Raw genomic sequence first — 17,173 nt, 5'->3', positions numbered from 1 at the left:
GGAGATCCCGAAATGCCTCACGAGAAGAATGCGGCGCCCGGCGTTGCCACGCGGCGCCATTTCCTGGCCGTCGCGGTGGCCGCCACGGCCGCAGGTGCTGCCACGGCGCAGAGTTTTGAATTCAAGCCCCAGCAGCGTTACCCCGACCCATCGGTGCAGGTGCTGGACCCGCAGTTCGCCAAGTACCGCATCTACAGCAGCAGCGTGGAGCAGATTGCCACCGGCATGCGTTGGGCCGAAGGGCCCGTGTGGTTCGGAGACGGGCGCTACCTGCTGGTATCCGACATTCCGAACAACCGCATCATGCGCTGGGATGAGGCCAGCGGTGCGTGGGGCGTATTCCGCCAGCCCTCCAACTTTTCCAACGGCCTCGCGCGCGACCGCCAGGGCCGGCTGCTGACCTGCGAGCACCTGACGCGCCGTATCACGCGCACCGAGTACGACGGAAGCATCACCGTGCTGGCCGATGGCTACAACGGCAAGCGCTTCAACTCACCCAACGACATCATTTGCAGCAAGGACGGCGCGGTGTGGTTCACCGACCCGCCGTTCGGCATCGCCGGTCATTGGGAGGGCGAAAAGGCCGCGCCAGAGCTGCCGCACGGCGTCTACCGCATCGACCCGGGCGGCGCAAAGGTCAGCCAGGTACTGGGCGACCTGGCGGGTGCCAATGGCCTGTGCTTTTCGCCCGATGAGAAGGTGCTCTACATCGTCGAGGGCCGCCACCAGCCGCATCGCGTGGTGTGGGCCTACGACGTGGGCCCGGGCGGGCGGCTGTCCGGCAAGCGTCTGCACATCGACGCGGGCGGCCCGGGTGCCCTGGACGGCATCAAGTGCGACGAGTTCGGCAACCTCTGGTGCGGGTGGGGCAGCAACGGCGCCGTGGGCGCCAACCCGGCGGACCTGGATGGCGTGATGGTCTTCAACCCCGAAGGCAAAGCCATTGGTCACATCCGGCTGCCTGAGCGTTGTGCCAACCTGTGTTTTGGGGGTGCCAAGAACAACCGCCTGTTCATGGCCAGCAGCCATTCGATCTACGCGCTTTATGTGGAGGCGCGCGGCGCTGTCTGAGTGCGAAGGTCCCCGTGGCGGCCGCCCGCCAGAGGGCAGGGGCCGCCCCGTGCGGCCCAGGTCATCAGGGCCGCAGGGATCACGGAAGGCTGAGCCAACCGCCCCGTTCGCACAAACGCACCGCATCAACGGCAACAGCCGCCACCCCCGTGGGGGTTGGCGGCTGTTTCGCTTCTGTTTTGATAGCTGCTTGCGCTTGTTGGTCAAAGGCCAGAGGCCAAAAAGGCTTAAAACCTACTGGCTGACGCCAGCCCAGCGCTGCGCGGCTAACCTGTGGTGCGCGGCTCAGTCTTGCACGTACCAGGCGTCCTTCAGCTCGCTCACGGTGGCCTCGGCCACCTCGGGCTGTGCAGCCAGCCAGGCCTGCGTGGCTTGGCGGTCGTCCTCGGTGGCGGAGCCGCGCACGAAGGCCGTCACGAAGCCTTCGCGCACCCAGCCGGCGGCCGCCAGATTGCGGGGCACCAGCAGGTCCCGCACGAAGCGGTCCATCAGCGCCTCCTCTTGCTCGGGCGTCAGCTCCTGCTTGACCTTCAGCTCGTACTCGAAGCCGAATTCCTGAAACTCGGCCACGCGCATCTTCTTGCGAAGGCGGCGGCTGCGTTGCTTGTTGGGTGGCAGTGCCATGGTCAGGTTCTCTCAGTTCAGTGAATCAAGGGCGCCATGATGGCAGAACACGCGCCGCGCCCGCCCGTCAAAGCCCCAGCACCTTGGCGACGTAATCCGCATCCTTGTCGCCGCGGCCCGACAGGTTGACCAGGATGTGCTGGTCCTGGGGCAGCGTGGGCGCCACGCGGATGGCCCAGGCCACGGCATGGGCGCTCTCCAGCGCGGGGATGATCCCTTCCACGCGCGACAGCTGCATGAACGCGTCCAGGCATTCCTTGTCGGTCACGGCTTCGTACTGCACGCGGCCAATGTCCTTCAGATAGCTGTGCTGCGGGCCCACGCCGGGGTAGTCCAGGCCCGAGGCAATGCTGTGCACGGCGGCGGGCACGCCCGGCGCATCCTCCAGCACATAGCACTTCATGCCGTGGATCTCACCGGGCTGGCCCATGCTCAGCGTGGCCGCGTGCCGGCCGGGCTTGTCGGTGCCTTCGCCCGAGGGCTCCACGCCCACCAGCTTCACGTCGGTATCGCCCAGGAAGGCGGTGAACATGCCCATGGCATTGCTGCCGCCGCCCACGCAGGCGGTCACGTAGTCGGGCAGGCGGCCGTGTCTGGCCTGGAACTGCTCGCGCGCCTCGCGGCCGATGATGCTCTGGAAGTCGCGCACCATCATCGGGAACGGGTGCGGCCCCACCACCGAGCCGATGGCGTACAGGTAGTCGGTGGGGTTGGTCAGGTACTCCTCGAAGGCGCTGTCCACCGCCTCCTTCAGCGTGGCCGCGCCGCGCGTCACCGCCACCAGCTTGCAGCCCAGGATGCGCATCTTGGTGACGTTGGGGTGCTCCTTCTCGATGTCCACCTGGCCCATGTGGATCTCGCACGGAATGCCCACCAGCGCACAGGCCGTGGCCAACGCCACGCCGTGCTGGCCGGCGCCCGTCTCGGCAATCACCTTCTTCTTGCCCATGAACTTGGCCAGCAGCGCCTCGCCCAGACAGTGGTTGATCTTGTGCGCGCCGGTGTGGTTCAGGTCCTCGCGCTTGAGGTGGATCTGCGCGCCGCCCAGCAGGCCCGAAAGCCGCTTGGCATGAAAGATCGGGCTGGGCCGGCCCACGTAATCGGCAAACAGCTGTGCCAGCTCGTCCTGGAAGTCCTTGCGCTGCGTGATCTCGGCATAGGCCGCGGCGATGTCGTCCATGGCGGCTTTCAGGTGCGGCGGCACAAGCTGCCCGCCGTAGGGGCCAAAGAAGCCGGCGGCATCGGGCATGGGGGCGAAGTCGGTGGAGGCTGTCATCGCAGTCAAGGGAGGAGGGTGGTTGAAAGAACTTCGATTTTGATAGCTGCCCGCGCTTTTCAGACGGGTGCTGGGCGGCATTTTCATGCTGATCCATTGCGGGGTGCTTACGGCCCGCCAACGGCAACACGGGGCAATATACGCGCGTGTTGCGCCTCACGGTTCGATACACGCCCCCGGTTGCCGCGCGCCGCCGCGCCGCCGCGCCGCCACAGAATCGCCCATGCACCTGCAACCCTACGAAAGCGTGAACGGCGTGCCCCTCACCGCCACGCGCGGCGACATCATCCGCGCCCACGGCCAGCCACGCAGCGAGTCGCGCAACAGCGTCGGCCTGACCTCGCTGGACTATGGCGACGTGGTCTACCGCTTCCAGGACAGTGGCCGCCTGGAAGAGGTGACTGCCCGCGCGGAAGCGCTGCACCTGGGCACCGTGGCCGTGCCGTTCCGTGACCTGGCTGCATTCGTGCAATCGAGCGACAGCAGGGCGTTCGACCGCGCGGGGTTTCTGGTCAGCCCACGGTACGGGATTGCCTTCGTGCCGGGGGAGCCCTGCTGGGTGACGGCGCTCGCGCGGCATTGCGTGGAGGAATGGAAATCGATTGGACGATGTCAATCTAGATGATTGTTTTATAAAGAATTTCGGTATAAAAACTAGAAAAAGGAAAAAATGCCGAAATGCAAGAAATCAGCCCCGCCGTTGCCCGCCAATACATCGACGCCATAGCCGCCTTCGAAGCCTGGGAAGAGGCGCAGCTGGAAGCCACCCAAGTACGCGGCGGCATGTACTGGCACGCGGGCCCGCCATCGGCGCCCGAGGCGCGCTACCTCGTGCGCACCACGCCCACCGGTGCGGAAACCAGCCTGGGCCCCCAAACCCCCGAGAACCAGGCCATCTACGAGCGGTTCATGCAGCGCAAGCGGAACAGCGTGGAGCGCATGGCGGGCTTGAAAGCCGCGCTGGACCAGCACCGGCGCCTGAACCGCGCACTGCGCGTGGGGCGCGTGGAGCCGCTGGTGGTGAGCCTGCTCGCCCGCTTGGCCGACACGCAGCTCAGCCCGCACTTTCGCGTGGTGGGCACGCACGCCCTGTATGCCTATGAGGCCGCAGCCGGCGTGCGCCTGGATGCCGATGCCCTCGCCACGCGGGACATTGACCTGCTGTGGGACACACGCAAACGCATCCAGTTCGCCACCCAGCTCGCGCGGGTGGGCAGCTCCATGCTGGGGGTGCTCAAGAAAGTGGACAGCACCTTCCGCATCCGCAAAAGCCAGCAGTACACCGCGGTGAACAAGGAAGGCTTCGAAGTGGACATCATCCGCCGCGAACGCGTGGAAGACGATCCGCACCCGATCAAGCTGAGCGACGACGAAGACGACTTCTGGGTCGCCCAGGCCCGCCGCGCCAATGTGCTGCTGGACGCGCCAGAGTTTTCTGCCGTGATCGTGGCCACCAACGGCACCATGGCACGCATGACCACCGTGGCGCCGGCCACGTTTGTGGCGTTCAAACGCTGGCTGGCGGCGCAGCGCGACAGAGAGGCGCTGAAGCGGCGGCGTGATGAACTTCAGGCCGATGCGGTTCAGAGACTGATGGATGAATATCTGCCCTGAATGGTGCTTTTAAGCAGCCATCGGCGCGCCGGGCATTTGTGAGATGCCTTGATACCGTGTACGTGAAAAGGCTTGATTTAGCCGAGGACCGGTGACAGCCAAACGCAGACGCTCAATTCTGGACGTGATGTTTTCAGTTGATGCGGTGAGGTTAGTATGCATGCATCACAATTTGACCAACTAACTCCCGTGCCGCAGTCGAAACCATCATCTTGCCATTACGGCGTCATGTTCAAAGAAGCGCTTTCGTATGGACGCTCGATTGGCCTTACTCGTGCTCCTTTGGTTGACGAACGGCCTATCGAGACTCCATTTCTCGAGAAAGCGAACGAGCTTATTCATAAAAAGGCGGCTCTTTGGCGAGAGGGACTGCCTGACTACTACGGCGATCAATGTATGGAAGTCGCATCGAAGTTGTATGCCTTGTTGAACCACCATGGCATAGCTGCAGACATCGTGATCGGCTCAGTCACGGTGCATGGAGACAAACTATATGCCATCACACCTGAAGCAATAGCGCAGGAGGTGATAAATCCTGGCGGTGATGTCGGATTGAATCTGCATGCATGGTTGACTATTGGCGGCGATTCGGTCATCGACTACGCATTGCCTTCAATGCTTGTTCAAAATAAAGGGGCGCCGCCTTACTTTTTGCAAGCCGGGTTTGTAGAGAATGCAGCCGATTTGTGCAGTCAATCGATTGAGTATGAACCGATGTTGGTTGGATCCCAGTTTCTAGGGTGTGTAAATACATACGATCCTGATGACCTGCTAGAACACCTTAGGTCCTTGAGCATTGAATATCAATAGCCGTGATTTGTTGAACGCAAAGGGGTTTTTGCGACGGTCGCACAACGGCCATTAGCTGCGGCTAGGAAGCGTCCGCTTAAGAGCGGTGTGTCGTATGCTCAAATATTGGACAGAAATCGTTAACTATCTGCACACGACACGTTTGGTCGCTAAGGAGGGAAGAGTGGGAACCAGAAAAACATCCGTGCAGCCGCAGCCAAAGGCGCTACTTGAGCTGTTGATCTCGCGCGAAGACGCAAAATCTAAGCTGCAAGCCCGCATTGAGAAGGGTCTTGAACTAAAGCAGAGAGGGGTCGATACCCGAGAAGCTTTCGAGTCTCTATCGAATGATTACAGCAAGTGGGATTCCTTTAACTCCGAGTTGCTGAAGCGCACCTTCACGACTGATGAGCTTGCCAAGGAGTACGACTTTTGGGGGGCAATGGCAATTTCAATGCGAGAACCGTCTCTCGGGGAGAGGATCGCCCAGGTCTACAGAGACGTTGACAAGAAGATCCACCGCCTGGATTCCGTAATCGAGCGACTCGAGCTAATTCCGCTTAGTTCCGCCCCCGAAAGTGCTGTCATCCCAGTAGCAGAAGCGCCTCTTGCTCAAGTTCGAACCAACCGAGTGTTTGTGGTTCATGGCCGGGACGAAGTAGCGAAGACTAGCCTCGAGGTCTTTCTACACGAGATTGGGCTTGAACCCGTCGTCCTGCACCGTCAAGCCGACGAAGGCATGACAATCATCGAGAAGTTTGAAAAGCACAGTGATGTCGGGTACGCCTTTATTCTTCTAACGCCTGATGAAGTTGCCTACTTGGCTGCTGAAGAGGGTAAGGCAGACGGTGAGCGAAGCAAGGAGTTTCGTGCACGACCGAACGTAATTTTCGAGTTCGGCTATTTCGTTGGAAAGCTTGGCCGTTCTCGTGTGTGTTGTCTGTACACAGGAAATGTTTCGCTACCAAGCGATGTCAGTGGAATGATCTACAAGCGCTATGAACGAAGCATCGAAGAGGTGGCATACAGCGTGATCAAGGATCTAAAGGCATCTGGCTACATAGTGTCCTAACCCATCCATCACGCGGTCGTTTTAGAGTTGGCTGCGCCAGCCCTCAGCCGCCGCTCATGTTGAACGTTGAGCGACAGCTTTCGGGCGAGCTATTGAACATAGTCGGCCGGCCGTTCAGGGTCGAAAGAGGCCATAGATGCATGAGCACCTGCCTGCTACCTGCCTAGTGTCCTGAGTTAGAAATTCGCAGACAAAATCTTTCAACGCTTGCAAGGATGTCTTGGGCAGACTTGGCCCAGACGAATGGTTTTGGATCAGCGTTGTTGAGTTTGAGGTATTGGCGGATTGCTTGTTCGAGCTGTCTTGTTGATCTGTGCGTGCCGCGACGGATGTACTTCTCAGTGAGGGTAGCGAACCAACGCTCTACCTGGTTCAGCCAGGATGCCGAGGTGGGAGTGAAGTGCACGTGAAACCTGGGGTGTCTGGCGAACCATGCCCTGATTGAGGCGGTCTTGTGCGTGCCGTAGTTGTCCATCACCAGATGCACGTCCAGCCCCGCAGGCACGTTGGCTTCGATGGTACGCAGAAATTGCAGGAACTCCGCGCTGCGATGGCGCCGATGCAACTCCCCGATCACTTCGCCCGTGGCAATGTCCAGCGCCGCAAACAGCGTCGTCGTGCCGTGGCGCATGTAATCGTGGGTGCGCCGCTCGGCAATGCCCGGTGCCAGCGGTAGTATCGGCTGTGTGCGGTCCAGCGCCTGGATCTGGCTCTTCTCATCCACGCACAACACCATCGCCTTGAGCGGCGGATCCAGGTACAGGCCGACAATGTCGCGCACCTTCTCGACGAACAGCGGATCACTGGAGAGTTTGAATGTTTCCTGGCGGTGCGGCTGCAAGCCAAAAGCCCGCCAGATTCGGCTCACAGCCGTCTGTGACACATCCATGGCGCGCGCCATGCTGCGCGTGCTCCAGTGCGTGGCACCGGCGGGCACACACTCCAGCGTCTTGGCAATGACGGCATCGACTCGGGCATCGTCAATCGTACGCGGCGCACCCGGGCGCGGCGCATCAAACAGACCGTCCAGGCGCAGCTGGACAAACCGACCGCGCCACTTCGATACCGTTTGCTGAGTGACCCGTTGACGCGCTGCCACCACCTTGTTTTCCAGGCCCTCGGCACAGGCCAGCACAATGCGTGCTCGCAAGGCCAGGGCCTGCGCTGTCTTGCGACGCTTGGTCAGCGCGATCAGTTGTTCGCGCTCCGTCGCGCTCAACACCAATGGAGTCTTTGGTCTTCCGCTCATGGGCACCTCGTCGTGCAACACACTACACGACTGACTGCATTGGCAGAAAATAATTCAATGAATTTTTAACTCACGACACTAGTTTGAGATCGCAGCAAGGCACTCTGCTCAAAATAAAAAAGGCGCTGCAACGCAAGTCACAGCGCCTTTTTGCAGAAGGCATGCCGAAAAGCCCGCCCGCTTCAGCCCTTCTTCTGCACCATCTTGATCACGCTGGAGAAATCCTCCCCCCCGTGCCCCGCAATGCTGTGCGCCGCGTAGATTGCGCGCGCCATGCCGCCCAGCGGGGTGCTGGCCTTGGTGGCGATGGCGTTTTCCTGGGCCAGGCCCAAATCTTTCAGCATCAGGTCGGTGCCGAAGCCTCCCGCGTAGCCCTTGCTGGCGGGGGCGTTCTCGTGCACGCCGGGGAAGGGGTTGTACTTTTCCAGCGCCCAGTTGCCGCCGGAACTGCGGCGCATGATCTCAGACAGCACCTTGGGGTCCAAGCCGTTGGCGACGCCCAGCGCGATGGCCTCGCTGGTGCCGACCATCAGGATGCCCAGCAGCATGTTGTTGCAGATCTTGGCCGTCTGGCCCGCGCCCACGGCGCCGGCGTGGAAGATGTTGGCGCCCATTTTTTCCAGCAGGGGGCGTGCGCGCTGCAGTTGCGCGTCGGTGCCGCCCACCATGAAGGTGAGGGTGCCGGCGATGGCGCCGCCCGTGCCACCCGATACGGGTGCGTCGATGAAGTCGATGCCCAGGGCTTCAGCGGCCTTGGCGACCTTCTGGCTGGTGGCGGCGGCTATTGTTGAGCTGTCGATCACCAGCGTGCCCTTGGCAATGCTGGCCAGCAGGTTGCCGTTGCCCAGGAACAGGCCTTCCACGTGCTGGCTGGCGGGCAGCATGGTGACGACGGCCTCGGCGCCCTGCACGGCGTCCTGCGCGCTGGTGGCGACCTGCAGGCCTTCGGCCTGGACCTTGGCAAGCGCGTCAGCGCTCAGGTCGAAGGCCTTCACGCTGTGGCCGGCCTTGTGCAGGTTGATGGCCATGGGGGCGCCCATGTTGCCCAGCCCGATGAATGCGATTTGCATGGTGGTTGTCTCCTGTGGTGTGTGATGGGAACTATTATTTTGATAGCTGCCAGCGCTTGATGGACGGGCGCTACAGGCCAAAATGCCTTCAATCATGATCGCGTGCCCTTGCTGCGGCTTGTGGCTGCCTTCGCCCGTCGGGGCGAGGCCTTGGCAAGCGGGTTGAAGGCGAGGGCGGTGTCGATCCAGTGCTCCCACTGGGCGCGCGTGGCGTAGGCAGCGGGCTCCAGCCAGAAGTAGCCGGCCATGCCGCCGCGCGGGTCCAGTTCGCGCACGCCGGGGGTTTCGGCGGTTGCGTCGTGCTGCTGCGGCGGCAGGCGCACCAACAGCTCTTCGCCCTTCACGCCCAGGCAGAGCTTGCCGTCCACCATGAAGGCGTGGCAGCCAAAGAGCGTGCGCTCCTCTACCTCCACCTGCGCGTTCAGCCGCTCGCCCAGCGCGTCGCGCACGGCGGCGATCAGGTGCAGCGCTTCGTCGGACAGGGGGCGGGCAGGCATGGTGGTTTTGGAGTCAAATAGGCCTCTAGCGCTTATCCATCCGCCGCGAGCAGCTATGGTTTTTGAATGTCAACGGATCACCTCCGGCGCGTCGCCGTCCAGCATGCGCCGGCCGATGATGACGCGCATGATCTCGTTGGTGCCTTCCAGAATCTGGTGCACGCGCGCGTCGCGCAGCAGGCGCTCCAGCGGGTATTCGCGGATGTAGCCGTAGCCGCCGTGCAGTTGCAGCGCCTCGTTCACCACGTTGAAGCCCACGTCGGTGGCAAAGCGCTTGGCCATGGCGCAGTAGGTGGAGGCGTCGCGCGCGCCGGCGTCGAGTTTGCTGGCGGCCAGCCGCACCATCTGGCGCGCAGCCACCAGCTCGGTGGCCATGTCGGCCAGCTTGAATTGCAGCGCCTGAAAGCTGGCGATCGGCTTGCCGAACTGCTTGCGGTCCTGCATGTAGCGCTGGGCGTGCTGCAGTGCGCCTTGCGCGGCGCCGACCGAGCAGGTGGCGATGTTGATGCGCCCGCCGTCCAGCCCCTTCATGGCGATCTTGAAGCCTTCGCCCTCCTGGCCCAGCAGGTGGTTGGCGGGGATGCGCACGTTGTCAAAGCTGATCTGGCGCGTGGGCTGGCTGTTCCAGCCCATCTTTTCTTCCTTCTTGCCGTAGTGGATGCCGGGCAGGTTCGCGGGTACGGCAAAGGCGCTGATGCCGCCCGCGCCGGATTGCGCGTCGCCCGTGCGTGCCATGAGCACCAGCACGTCGGTGCTACCTGCACCGCTGATGAAGGCCTTGCTGCCGTTGATGACGTACTCGTTGCCGACCAGCTCCGCGCGCGTCTTGATGGAGGCGGCGTCGGACCCCGCGCCGGGTTCGGTCAGGCAGTAGCTGGCGAGCTTTTGCCCGCTGGTGAGTGCCTCGCCCCATTCGGCGCGCACGGCATCCGTGGCCCAGGTGCCCAGCATCCAGGTGGCCATGTTGTGGATGGTGATGAAGGCGGTGGTGCTGGGGTCCACGGCCGCCAGTTCCTCGAACACCAGCGTGGCGTCCAGGCGCGGCAGGGCCAGGCCACCGGCGCTCTCGGGCGCGTACAGGCCGCAAAAACCCAGCTCGCCAGCACGGCAAATAGCCTCGCGGGGGAAGATGCCCTGCGCATCCCACTCGGCGGCGTGGGGCGCCAGCTCCGCCTGGGCGAATTGGCGCGCGGTGTCGGCAAAGGCGCGCTGGTCTTCGCTGAGTTCAAAGTCCATGGCGGGTGTCTCCTTCTCTTATGTGTCTTATGGCTTGTTCGTCGTGGACTGCGGCGCCTCGCCATGGTGCAGCCAGTGCATCAGGGCGTCGCGCCGCGCCTGGGTATGGACCGTCAGGCAGTCGTGGTACAGCCGCGGCCATTCGGGGCGGGACTCCGCCGCGCGCTGCGCCTGCTTGCACTGCGCGGCGCGCGTGCGCTGCCAGGCGGCGTGGTCCTGGCGCAGGGCAGGGCGTTCATGGGCCGACAAGGCACGCATCACATCGCCATACAGAATCTGAGTGGCGGTGTCCGCCTCCTGGTAGCGCTGCACGGCGCAGGCGTTGGTCTCATCCACCGTGCCGCCGGGGCGGCAGGCAGCGCCGGCCTGCGCCTGTGCCTGGGTGGCAGCCAACAGGGCGCACGCAGCGGCCAGGGTGCGCAGGCGGGCGGCATGGGGTCTCAAGCATCGGGTCATGCCTGTGATTTCACCATGCGCGCACCGCGCGGCGCCGCTTACTTCAGGCTGATGGTGGTGTTCACGCCGTGGCTGGTGGTGCTGTCGTCAAACCAGCGCGCCGTGACGGTCTTGGTCTGCGTGTAGAACAGCACCACCTGCTTGCCGTAGGGGCCCAGGTCGCCCAGCTTGGAAGCGCGGCTGCCGGTGAACGAGAACAGCGGCACGGGCACGGGGATCGGCACGTTGATACCCACCTGGCCCACGTCGATGTCTTCCTGGAACTTGCGCGCGGCAGCGCCGGACTGCGTGAAGATGGCCGTGCCGTTGCCGTTGGGGTTGGCGTTGATGAACTCGATGGCCTCGTCGATGTCCTCGGCGCCGGCCAGGCACAGCACGGGGCCGAAGATTTCCTGGTCGTACACGCTCATGCCGGGCTTCACGCCGCTGAAGATCGTGGGGCCGACGAAGTTGCCCTTGTCGTAGCCCGCCACCTGGGGCTTGCGGCCGTCCAGTTCCAGCGTGGCACCGTCGGCAATGCCGCGCTCGATCAGGCCCTCGACGCGCGACAGCGCGGCGCAGCTCACCAGCGGGCCCACGTCGGTGCCGGGCTCGGTGCCGGCGGACACCTTCAGCGTCTTGGCCTTCTCGACCAGCTCGGGGATCCAGTTGCGCGCCTCGCCCACCAGCACGGCGACCGACAGGGCCATGCAGCGCTGGCCGGCCGCACCGAAGGCGGCGCCGGCCAGGGCGTTCAGCGTCCGCTCCTTGTTGGCGTCAGGCATGACGATGGCGTGGTTCTTCGCACCCATCATGCATTGCACGCGCTTGCCGTTGAGGCTGGCGCGGTTGTACACATGGGTGCCCACCTTGGTGGAGCCCACGAAGCTGATGGCCTTGATGTCGGGGTGGTCGCAGATGGCGTTCACCGCGTCTTCACCGCCGTGGATCACGTTCAGCACGCCGGGGGGCACGCCGGCTTCCAGTGCCAGCTCGCACAGGCGCATGGTGACCATGGGGTCCTGCTCGGAGGGCTTGAGCACGAAGGTGTTGCCGGTGGCGATGGCCATGGGGAACATCCACAGCGGGATCATGGCGGGGAAGTTGAACGGCGTGATGCCGGCGCACACGCCCAGCGGCTGCATGATGGAATAGGTGTCCACGCCGTTGGCCACGTTGTTGGCCAGCTCGCCCAGCTGCAGCGTGCCGATGTTGGCCGCGTGCTCCACCACTTCCAGGCCGCGGAACACGTCGCCTTCGGCGTCGGGCAAGGTCTTGCCTTGCTCGGCCGTCAGCAGGGCGGCCAGTTCCTTCATGTTCTCGCGGATGAGCTGCTGCAGCTTCAGGAAGATGCGTGCGCGCGTGCCGATGGGGGTCTTCTTCCAGGTCTTGAAGGCTTCCTTGGCGGAGGCCACGGCGGCGTTGATCTCGTCGGGCGTGGCGAAGGGCACGCGCGCCAGCACCTGCTGCGTGGCGGGGTTCACCACGTCGCGCCACTGGGTGGTCTTGGACTCGACGAACTGGCCGCCGATCAGCAGCTTGACGGTGGGGGCCTTCACGGCCTGGGAGGTGGATGCGTCCATGGTTGTCTCCTGGGGTCCTGGGGTGGTCTGCAATGAAGCCGGCACGGCAAGTGCCGACTTGGCATGGGCTGCATCGTAGTTGTGCGAAATTGCGTAGGCAATAGACAATCACGCACCTTGGCTTTGCAAATTTGCACATCACCGCAGAGGAGCCGTATGGACTGGGACAATTTGCGCTACTTCCTGGAGCTGGCGCGCACCGGCACGCTGGCGGGGGCCGCGCGCCGCACGGGCGTGGAACACACAACAGTGGCGCGGCGCATCCAGGCGCTGGAAAAGCAGATGGGTGCGCCGCTGTTCGCGCGCGAGGCAGCGGGACACCGGCTGACGGAAACCGGCCGCCACCTGCTGCCCGCCGTCGAGGCCATGGAGGCCGCCGTGCTGGGGGTGGAGCGCGCATCGCCCGCCAACTCCCCGGGCGCGGGCCCCTCCGGACTGGTGCGCGTGGGCGCCACCGAGGGTTTTGGCACGGTGGTGCTGGCACCGCACCTGGCGCGGCTCACGCAGAAGCACCCGCACTTGTCCATCGACCTGCTGGCCCTGCCGCGCATGCTGCACCTGAGCCGGCGCGAGGCGGACATCGTGATCTCCCTGGAGCGGCCCAAGCGCGGCTCGGTGATCGTCACCAAACTCGCCGACTACACCCTGCGTCTCTACGGGCAGCGCGAGTACCTGGCGCGCAGACCGCTGGTGGCCAAGCGTGAAGACCTGCGCCACCACGCCTTCATCAGCTACGTGGACGACTTGCTGTTCACGAAAGAGCTGCAGTTCATCGACCAGCTCTACCCGCCCGAGCGTTTTGCGCTGCGCAGCACCAGCATCACCGCGCAGTACGAGGCCGTGCGCGCCGGCGCGGGCCTGGCCGTGCTGCCCGCGTTCCTGGCCGACCGTGACCCCGTACTTGCGCGCGTGCTGCCGCACGAGGCCGAGTTCACACGCACCTTCTGGATGAGCATGCCGGCCGAGTCCAAGCACTTGGCGCGCATGCAGGCGGTGTGGGCCTTCCTGAAAGACGTGGGCCAGCGCGAGGCGGCATCGCTGGTCCCAGGTAAACCAGCGGCAGGCTAGGGCACGCTGCGGCATACAGAAAAAGGCCCCCGCATGCGGGGGCCTTGCGGACCAGGGGATCAGCAAGGATCAACCTTGCTCCTTGTTCTTGCCCGACGTGCCCTGGCTGGAGGAGATAGCGCTATTGCTGCCGCTGCTCTTTTGCCCGCTGCCGCCGCGCGAGGTGCGCCAGGTGTTGAAGTCATCGGCAAACTTCTCATAGCGCTCCTTGCGCCAGGAGTCGTAGTCGTCATCCAACTGGCGCAATTGGTCCTGGCGCCACTGGTGGTAGTCGGGGTCGTTCTGAAAGCGCCCGCGCTGCTCTCCGCCGGTGCCGGAGTACTGCGAACCAAAGTCCGCGTCGCGATGGCCTTCATAACCTTGGCCTTGGGAGCCGTACCCCTGCGAACCGTACCCCCCGTAGCCGCTCTGGCCCACGGGTGTTCAAGTCCTGCGCGATCGCGCCTGACCCTTGTCTTTCATGAATGGAGTGAGCTATGCAGAACGTTTCTGATGTGATGACCCGCGGGATCCGCACCATGGCACCCGACGACACCCTGACCACCGCCGCGCAGGCCATGCGCGAGTTGAATGTGGGAGCCTTGCCGGTGTGCAATGGCGAGCGCCTGGTGGGCATGGTGACGGACCGCGACATGGTGCTGCGCGGCCTGGCCGAAGAGCGCACCCACTCGCGCCTGAACGAGGTCATGTTCCGCGAGGTGTACTACTGCTACGAAGACCAGCCCGTGGACGAAGCCATCGCGTCCATGCGCGACATGCAGGTGCGCCGGCTGCCCGCGGTGGATCGTGACCAGCGGCTGGTGGGTATCGTGTCGCTAGGCGATGTGGCCACCAACGTGGACGAGCGCCAGTCCGGCACGGCGATCCGCGACATCTCCAGTCCTTCAGAGCCGACCGGCGCAGCCAATCGGCCGCCAGTGGCGCCGCAGGCGGCGGCCAGACCTCGTGACGACACACGGCCGCGCCCACGGCGGCCCTCGCCACAGCGGGGCGCAGGCCCCCCGTTTTTTTATATGCGCCCCATCAGCAGCAGGATGAGCACGATCACCACCACCAGCCCGACACCACCGCCCGGACCGTAGCCCCAGGAACGGCTGTACCCCCAGGTCGGCAGCACTCCGATCAGGATCAGCACCAGGATGATGAGCAGCAGGAGGGAAATCGACATGGTTTTCCTTTCGTTGGCAACGCGGGCATCGCGTGGCCTCATCGTGCGGGCGCTGGAGGCGCCCGCAGCTAGGCAGGCGGTGCATGGCGTGGTCAGGCAGCATGCCGAGCGGGCTGTAGGCCAAGGCCCCGCTCTTGCCTGGACAGTGGCCGGCGCTTCGCTGCCGGCTGCGCGGGCCGCCGCGTGCAGGTTCGCTGAAGGATGGGTTTGCCTGTGCGGCCCGGCCGCGCACAATGCACATGCCATGGTGTCAACGCGGCGCCATGGCCCTCCGCGTAGCCTCGCGTGCCGCATGCAGAGCCCGCTGGCGCAGCACCATGACAGCACCCACGGTTGATCCCAGGAATCCTTCCCATGAACTCTGTGTCAAAAGTGCCTGCAAGCCATACCGGAAGAGCGCTATCAGCTATTATTAACATAGCATTGACCGCCGCCGCCATGCTGGCGGGCGGCGAGGCGCTTTCCCAGGAGGTCGCACCCGTACACCCCGTGCCCGCGCGCGGTGAGGCGTCGGCGGAGGTAGTGGCTTCGGGCCTGAGCCATCCGTGGGGTCTGGCCTTCTTGCCGGGCGGGCGCTTCCTCGTCACCGAGCGGCCCGGCCGCCTGCGCGTGGTAGAGGCCGACGGGCGCCTGGGGCCGCCGCTGGCCGGGTTGCCGCAAGTGGCAGCGGGCGGGCAGGGCGGCCTGTTGGATGTGATCACCGATGCGGACTTCACTCGCAACCGGCGCATCTTCTTTTGCTACTCCGAACCCGCACCGAAGGGCGGCGGCAACAGCACGGCCCTGGCCAGCGCCACGCTGGCGCCGGACGCGGCGGCGCTGCAGGACATGAAAGTGCTCTTCAGCCAGCGTCCCAAGGTGGCGAGCCAGTTGCACTTTGGCTGCCGCATCGTGCAGGCGCCGGACGGCCATCTGTTTCTCACGCTGGGCGAGCGCTACGGCCGCAAGGAGGACGCCCAGCGCCTGGACAACCACCTAGGAAAGGTCGTGCGCATAGCGCCCACGGGCGGCGCGGCGCCCGGCAACCCGCTGGCGGGCCGCGCGGGCGCGCTGCCGGAGATCTGGAGCTGGGGCCACCGCAACCCCCAGGGAGCGGCCTGGGGGCCAGACGGCCGGCTGTGGATCCATGAGCACGGCGCGCAAGGGGGCGACGAGATCAACCGCCCCGAAGCAGGCCGCAACTACGGCTGGCCGGTGATCACCTATGGCGAAAACTATGGCGGCGGCAAGATCGGCGAGGGCACGGCCAAGGACGGCATGGAGCAGCCGCTGCATTACTGGGTGCCGTCGATCGCGCCGTCGGGGATGGCCTTTCTCACCAGCGACCGGTACGGCGCGGCCTGGAAGGGGCGCCTGTTCGTGGGTTCTCTCAAGTTCGCACGGCTGCACCGGCTGGAGTTGCAGGGCGCGCAGGTGGTGCGCGACGAGTACCTGCTGGACGGCCTGGGCGCGCGCATCCGCGACGTGCGCCAGGGGCCGGACGGTTGGTTGTACTTGCTCACCGACAGCCCGGACGGGCAGTTGCTGCGCCTGAGGCAACGTTGAACACGCCAGCGCGAGGGCGAGCCGCGGTGCGGGACCCGCTGCGAGGGGGGCGTCCCCTTGCCCGAATCGGGACACGCGGCGCACGGGGAACTTGCGCGCCGTTGCCCCGCTGCTACCCGTAGCGCCTGCGACAATGACCGCCCGACTGAACAACGATGACCGCCATGCTGCTTGACGCCTCCGAATCCCAACTCGTTCTCGTGGATTACCAGGAACGCCTGATGCCCGCCATCTTCGAGGCAGAAGCCATACTGGCCAACGCGCGCAGGCTGGCGCAGATTGCCAGGCTGATGGACGTGCCGGTGTGGGGCACGGAGCAGAACCCTTCGCGCCTGGGACCCAACGACGCCGCGTTGCGCGCGCTGTGCCAGCGCACCTTGTCCAAGATGCACTTCAGCGCCACCGAGGAGGGCCTGGGCGAGTGGTTGCGCCCGCCCGCCAAGCCCCAGGGCGGCAATGCGCGCAGCCTGCCCAAGCATCTGCAAAAGGGCCGCGAGCCCCAGGCGCCGGAGCGCGCCACCATCGTGGTGGCCGGCTGCGAGGCCCATGTCTGCCTGCTGCAGACGGCGCTCGATCTGCTGGAGGATGAATTCGAGGTGTGGGTGGTGACGGACGCCTGCAGCTCGCGCACGGAGCGCAACCGCGACGCCGCCTTCGACCGACTGGCCGGCGCCGGCGCCGAGCTGGTAACCACCGAGATGGTGGCCTTCGAGTGGCTGCGCAGCTGCGAGCACCCGGCATTCAAGGAGATGCTGGCCTTGGTCAAATAGGCCTCTCGGGCACACCCACCAAGCGCTAACAGCTATGAATAGTGAAGCGCAAAGGTGGGCTGGGCGCAGAGGGGTGCGGCGAGCGCCGCGTCAAGGACCGTGTCTG

The 17,173-nt window shown here is 64.7% G+C and carries 19 protein-coding genes; 9 read left to right on the top strand and 10 right to left on the bottom strand.

Going from position 1 to position 17,173, the window contains the following annotated elements; all coding sequences use genetic code 11:
• Positions 1-12 precede the first annotated feature (12 nt).
• On the top strand, positions 13-1,071 hold the full coding sequence (locus HND92_RS09675; protein ID WP_172206846.1) for an SMP-30/gluconolactonase/LRE family protein: 1,059 nt from the start codon (positions 13-15) through the stop codon (positions 1,069-1,071).
• Positions 1,072-1,356: 285 nt separating this feature from the next.
• Here the strand turns inward: HND92_RS09675 and HND92_RS09670 are convergent, their stop codons facing one another.
• Positions 1,357-1,695 (bottom strand): YggL family protein, encoded by a 339-nt coding sequence (locus tag HND92_RS09670; RefSeq protein ID WP_011805244.1) that lies wholly within the window; start codon positions 1,693-1,695, stop codon positions 1,357-1,359.
• 67 nt (positions 1,696-1,762) lie between these two features.
• On the bottom strand, positions 1,763-2,971 hold the full coding sequence (gene trpB, locus HND92_RS09665; protein WP_015913327.1) for a tryptophan synthase subunit beta: 1,209 nt from the start codon (positions 2,969-2,971) through the stop codon (positions 1,763-1,765).
• A 223-nt stretch (positions 2,972-3,194) separates the two neighbouring features.
• Between trpB and HND92_RS09660 the strand changes: the two genes are divergently transcribed.
• The 4 genes from HND92_RS09660 (at position 3,195) to HND92_RS09645 (ending at position 6,446) form a co-directional block, all read left to right on the top strand.
• Positions 3,195-3,596: a hypothetical protein gene (locus HND92_RS09660; protein WP_172206845.1), complete on the top strand. Its 402-nt coding sequence runs from the start codon at positions 3,195-3,197 to the stop codon at positions 3,594-3,596.
• A 53-nt stretch (positions 3,597-3,649) separates the two neighbouring features.
• Positions 3,650-4,585: a GSU2403 family nucleotidyltransferase fold protein gene (locus HND92_RS09655; RefSeq protein ID WP_103738233.1), complete on the top strand. Its 936-nt coding sequence runs from the start codon at positions 3,650-3,652 to the stop codon at positions 4,583-4,585.
• A gap of 156 nt (positions 4,586-4,741) precedes the next feature.
• Positions 4,742-5,395 carry a hypothetical protein gene (locus HND92_RS09650; RefSeq protein ID WP_146052204.1) on the top strand — a complete coding sequence of 218 codons (654 nt, stop codon included), beginning with the start codon at positions 4,742-4,744 and terminating at the stop codon, positions 5,393-5,395.
• Between the two features lie 94 nt (positions 5,396-5,489).
• On the top strand, positions 5,490-6,446 hold the full coding sequence (locus HND92_RS09645; RefSeq protein ID WP_103737653.1) for a TIR domain-containing protein: 957 nt from the start codon (positions 5,490-5,492) through the stop codon (positions 6,444-6,446).
• A gap of 163 nt (positions 6,447-6,609) precedes the next feature.
• Here the strand turns inward: HND92_RS09645 and HND92_RS09640 are convergent, their stop codons facing one another.
• The 6 genes from HND92_RS09640 to HND92_RS09615 all read right to left on the bottom strand — a co-directional run bounded on the left by HND92_RS09640 (position 6,610) and on the right by HND92_RS09615 (position 12,516).
• Positions 6,610-7,695, bottom strand: a complete 1,086-nt coding sequence (locus tag HND92_RS09640) for an IS630 family transposase (RefSeq protein WP_011805018.1) — start codon at positions 7,693-7,695, stop codon at positions 6,610-6,612.
• A gap of 182 nt (positions 7,696-7,877) precedes the next feature.
• A complete protein-coding gene (gene mmsB / locus HND92_RS09635) occupies positions 7,878-8,861 on the bottom strand; it encodes a 3-hydroxyisobutyrate dehydrogenase (protein WP_256376567.1) in 984 nt (327 codons plus the stop codon).
• Positions 8,858-9,262: a TfoX/Sxy family protein gene (locus tag HND92_RS09630; RefSeq protein WP_015913337.1), complete on the bottom strand. Its 405-nt coding sequence runs from the start codon at positions 9,260-9,262 to the stop codon at positions 8,858-8,860. The genes mmsB and HND92_RS09630 overlap by 4 nt, the downstream gene beginning before the upstream one ends.
• A gap of 69 nt (positions 9,263-9,331) precedes the next feature.
• Positions 9,332-10,498 carry an acyl-CoA dehydrogenase family protein gene (locus HND92_RS09625; protein ID WP_088886776.1) on the bottom strand — a complete coding sequence of 389 codons (1,167 nt, stop codon included), beginning with the start codon at positions 10,496-10,498 and terminating at the stop codon, positions 9,332-9,334.
• 27 nt (positions 10,499-10,525) lie between these two features.
• Entirely contained in the window at positions 10,526-10,954 is a 429-nt protein-coding gene (locus HND92_RS09620; RefSeq protein ID WP_172206842.1) for a lysozyme inhibitor LprI family protein, read from the bottom strand.
• A gap of 38 nt (positions 10,955-10,992) precedes the next feature.
• Positions 10,993-12,516, bottom strand: a complete 1,524-nt coding sequence (locus tag HND92_RS09615; RefSeq protein WP_172206841.1) for a CoA-acylating methylmalonate-semialdehyde dehydrogenase — start codon at positions 12,514-12,516, stop codon at positions 10,993-10,995.
• Positions 12,517-12,672: 156 nt separating this feature from the next.
• Between HND92_RS09615 and HND92_RS09610 the strand changes: the two genes are divergently transcribed.
• Complete coding sequence (locus tag HND92_RS09610; RefSeq protein ID WP_047349563.1) at positions 12,673-13,584, top strand: LysR family transcriptional regulator; 912 nt, start codon at positions 12,673-12,675, stop codon at positions 13,582-13,584.
• A 69-nt stretch (positions 13,585-13,653) separates the two neighbouring features.
• Here the strand turns inward: HND92_RS09610 and HND92_RS09605 are convergent, their stop codons facing one another.
• Positions 13,654-14,001 (bottom strand): hypothetical protein, encoded by a 348-nt coding sequence (locus tag HND92_RS09605; RefSeq protein WP_172206840.1) that lies wholly within the window; start codon positions 13,999-14,001, stop codon positions 13,654-13,656.
• A gap of 59 nt (positions 14,002-14,060) precedes the next feature.
• Between HND92_RS09605 and HND92_RS09600 the strand changes: the two genes are divergently transcribed.
• A complete protein-coding gene (locus HND92_RS09600) occupies positions 14,061-14,666 on the top strand; it encodes a CBS domain-containing protein (RefSeq protein ID WP_103737658.1) in 606 nt (201 codons plus the stop codon).
• Here HND92_RS09600 and HND92_RS09595 read toward each other — a convergent pair.
• Entirely contained in the window at positions 14,594-14,752 is a 159-nt protein-coding gene (locus HND92_RS09595) for a DUF3309 family protein (RefSeq protein WP_011805256.1), read from the bottom strand. The two genes, HND92_RS09600 and HND92_RS09595, sit on opposite strands and share 73 nt — an antisense overlap.
• A gap of 354 nt (positions 14,753-15,106) precedes the next feature.
• Between HND92_RS09595 and HND92_RS09590 the strand changes: the two genes are divergently transcribed.
• Positions 15,107-16,297 (top strand): PQQ-dependent sugar dehydrogenase, encoded by a 1,191-nt coding sequence (locus HND92_RS09590; protein WP_371814883.1) that lies wholly within the window; start codon positions 15,107-15,109, stop codon positions 16,295-16,297.
• A gap of 164 nt (positions 16,298-16,461) precedes the next feature.
• A complete protein-coding gene (locus HND92_RS09585) occupies positions 16,462-17,067 on the top strand; it encodes an isochorismatase family protein (RefSeq protein WP_172206839.1) in 606 nt (201 codons plus the stop codon).
• Positions 17,068-17,173 lie beyond the last annotated feature (106 nt).

The organism is Diaphorobacter sp. JS3050 (assembly GCF_013154915.1).
GTDB classification, from domain to species: domain Bacteria; phylum Pseudomonadota; class Gammaproteobacteria; order Burkholderiales; family Burkholderiaceae_C; genus Diaphorobacter; species Diaphorobacter nitroreducens.
Note: the sequence above shows the minus strand (reverse complement) of the source record. Positions and strands in the feature narration are given on the sequence as shown.

Coding starts and splice junctions, on each gene's coding strand:
- HND92_RS09675 (WP_172206846.1), top strand. CDS start 13: ATGCCTCACGAGAAGAATGCGGCGCCCGGCGTTGCCACGCGGCGCCAT.
- HND92_RS09670 (WP_011805244.1), bottom strand. CDS start 1,695: ATGGCACTGCCACCCAACAAGCAACGCAGCCGCCGCCTTCGCAAGAAG.
- trpB (WP_015913327.1), bottom strand. CDS start 2,971: ATGACAGCCTCCACCGACTTCGCCCCCATGCCCGATGCCGCCGGCTTC.
- HND92_RS09660 (WP_172206845.1), top strand. CDS start 3,195: ATGCACCTGCAACCCTACGAAAGCGTGAACGGCGTGCCCCTCACCGCC.
- HND92_RS09655 (WP_103738233.1), top strand. CDS start 3,650: ATGCAAGAAATCAGCCCCGCCGTTGCCCGCCAATACATCGACGCCATA.
- HND92_RS09650 (WP_146052204.1), top strand. CDS start 4,742: ATGCATGCATCACAATTTGACCAACTAACTCCCGTGCCGCAGTCGAAA.
- HND92_RS09645 (WP_103737653.1), top strand. CDS start 5,490: ATGCTCAAATATTGGACAGAAATCGTTAACTATCTGCACACGACACGT.
- HND92_RS09640 (WP_011805018.1), bottom strand. CDS start 7,695: ATGAGCGGAAGACCAAAGACTCCATTGGTGTTGAGCGCGACGGAGCGC.
- mmsB (WP_256376567.1), bottom strand. CDS start 8,861: ATGATTGAAGGCATTTTGGCCTGTAGCGCCCGTCCATCAAGCGCTGGC.
- HND92_RS09630 (WP_015913337.1), bottom strand. CDS start 9,262: ATGCCTGCCCGCCCCCTGTCCGACGAAGCGCTGCACCTGATCGCCGCC.
- HND92_RS09625 (WP_088886776.1), bottom strand. CDS start 10,498: ATGGACTTTGAACTCAGCGAAGACCAGCGCGCCTTTGCCGACACCGCG.
- HND92_RS09620 (WP_172206842.1), bottom strand. CDS start 10,954: ATGACCCGATGCTTGAGACCCCATGCCGCCCGCCTGCGCACCCTGGCC.
- HND92_RS09615 (WP_172206841.1), bottom strand. CDS start 12,516: ATGGACGCATCCACCTCCCAGGCCGTGAAGGCCCCCACCGTCAAGCTG.
- HND92_RS09610 (WP_047349563.1), top strand. CDS start 12,673: ATGGACTGGGACAATTTGCGCTACTTCCTGGAGCTGGCGCGCACCGGC.
- HND92_RS09600 (WP_103737658.1), top strand. CDS start 14,061: ATGCAGAACGTTTCTGATGTGATGACCCGCGGGATCCGCACCATGGCA.
- HND92_RS09595 (WP_011805256.1), bottom strand. CDS start 14,752: ATGTCGATTTCCCTCCTGCTGCTCATCATCCTGGTGCTGATCCTGATC.
- HND92_RS09590 (WP_371814883.1), top strand. CDS start 15,107: ATGAACTCTGTGTCAAAAGTGCCTGCAAGCCATACCGGAAGAGCGCTA.
- HND92_RS09585 (WP_172206839.1), top strand. CDS start 16,462: ATGCTGCTTGACGCCTCCGAATCCCAACTCGTTCTCGTGGATTACCAG.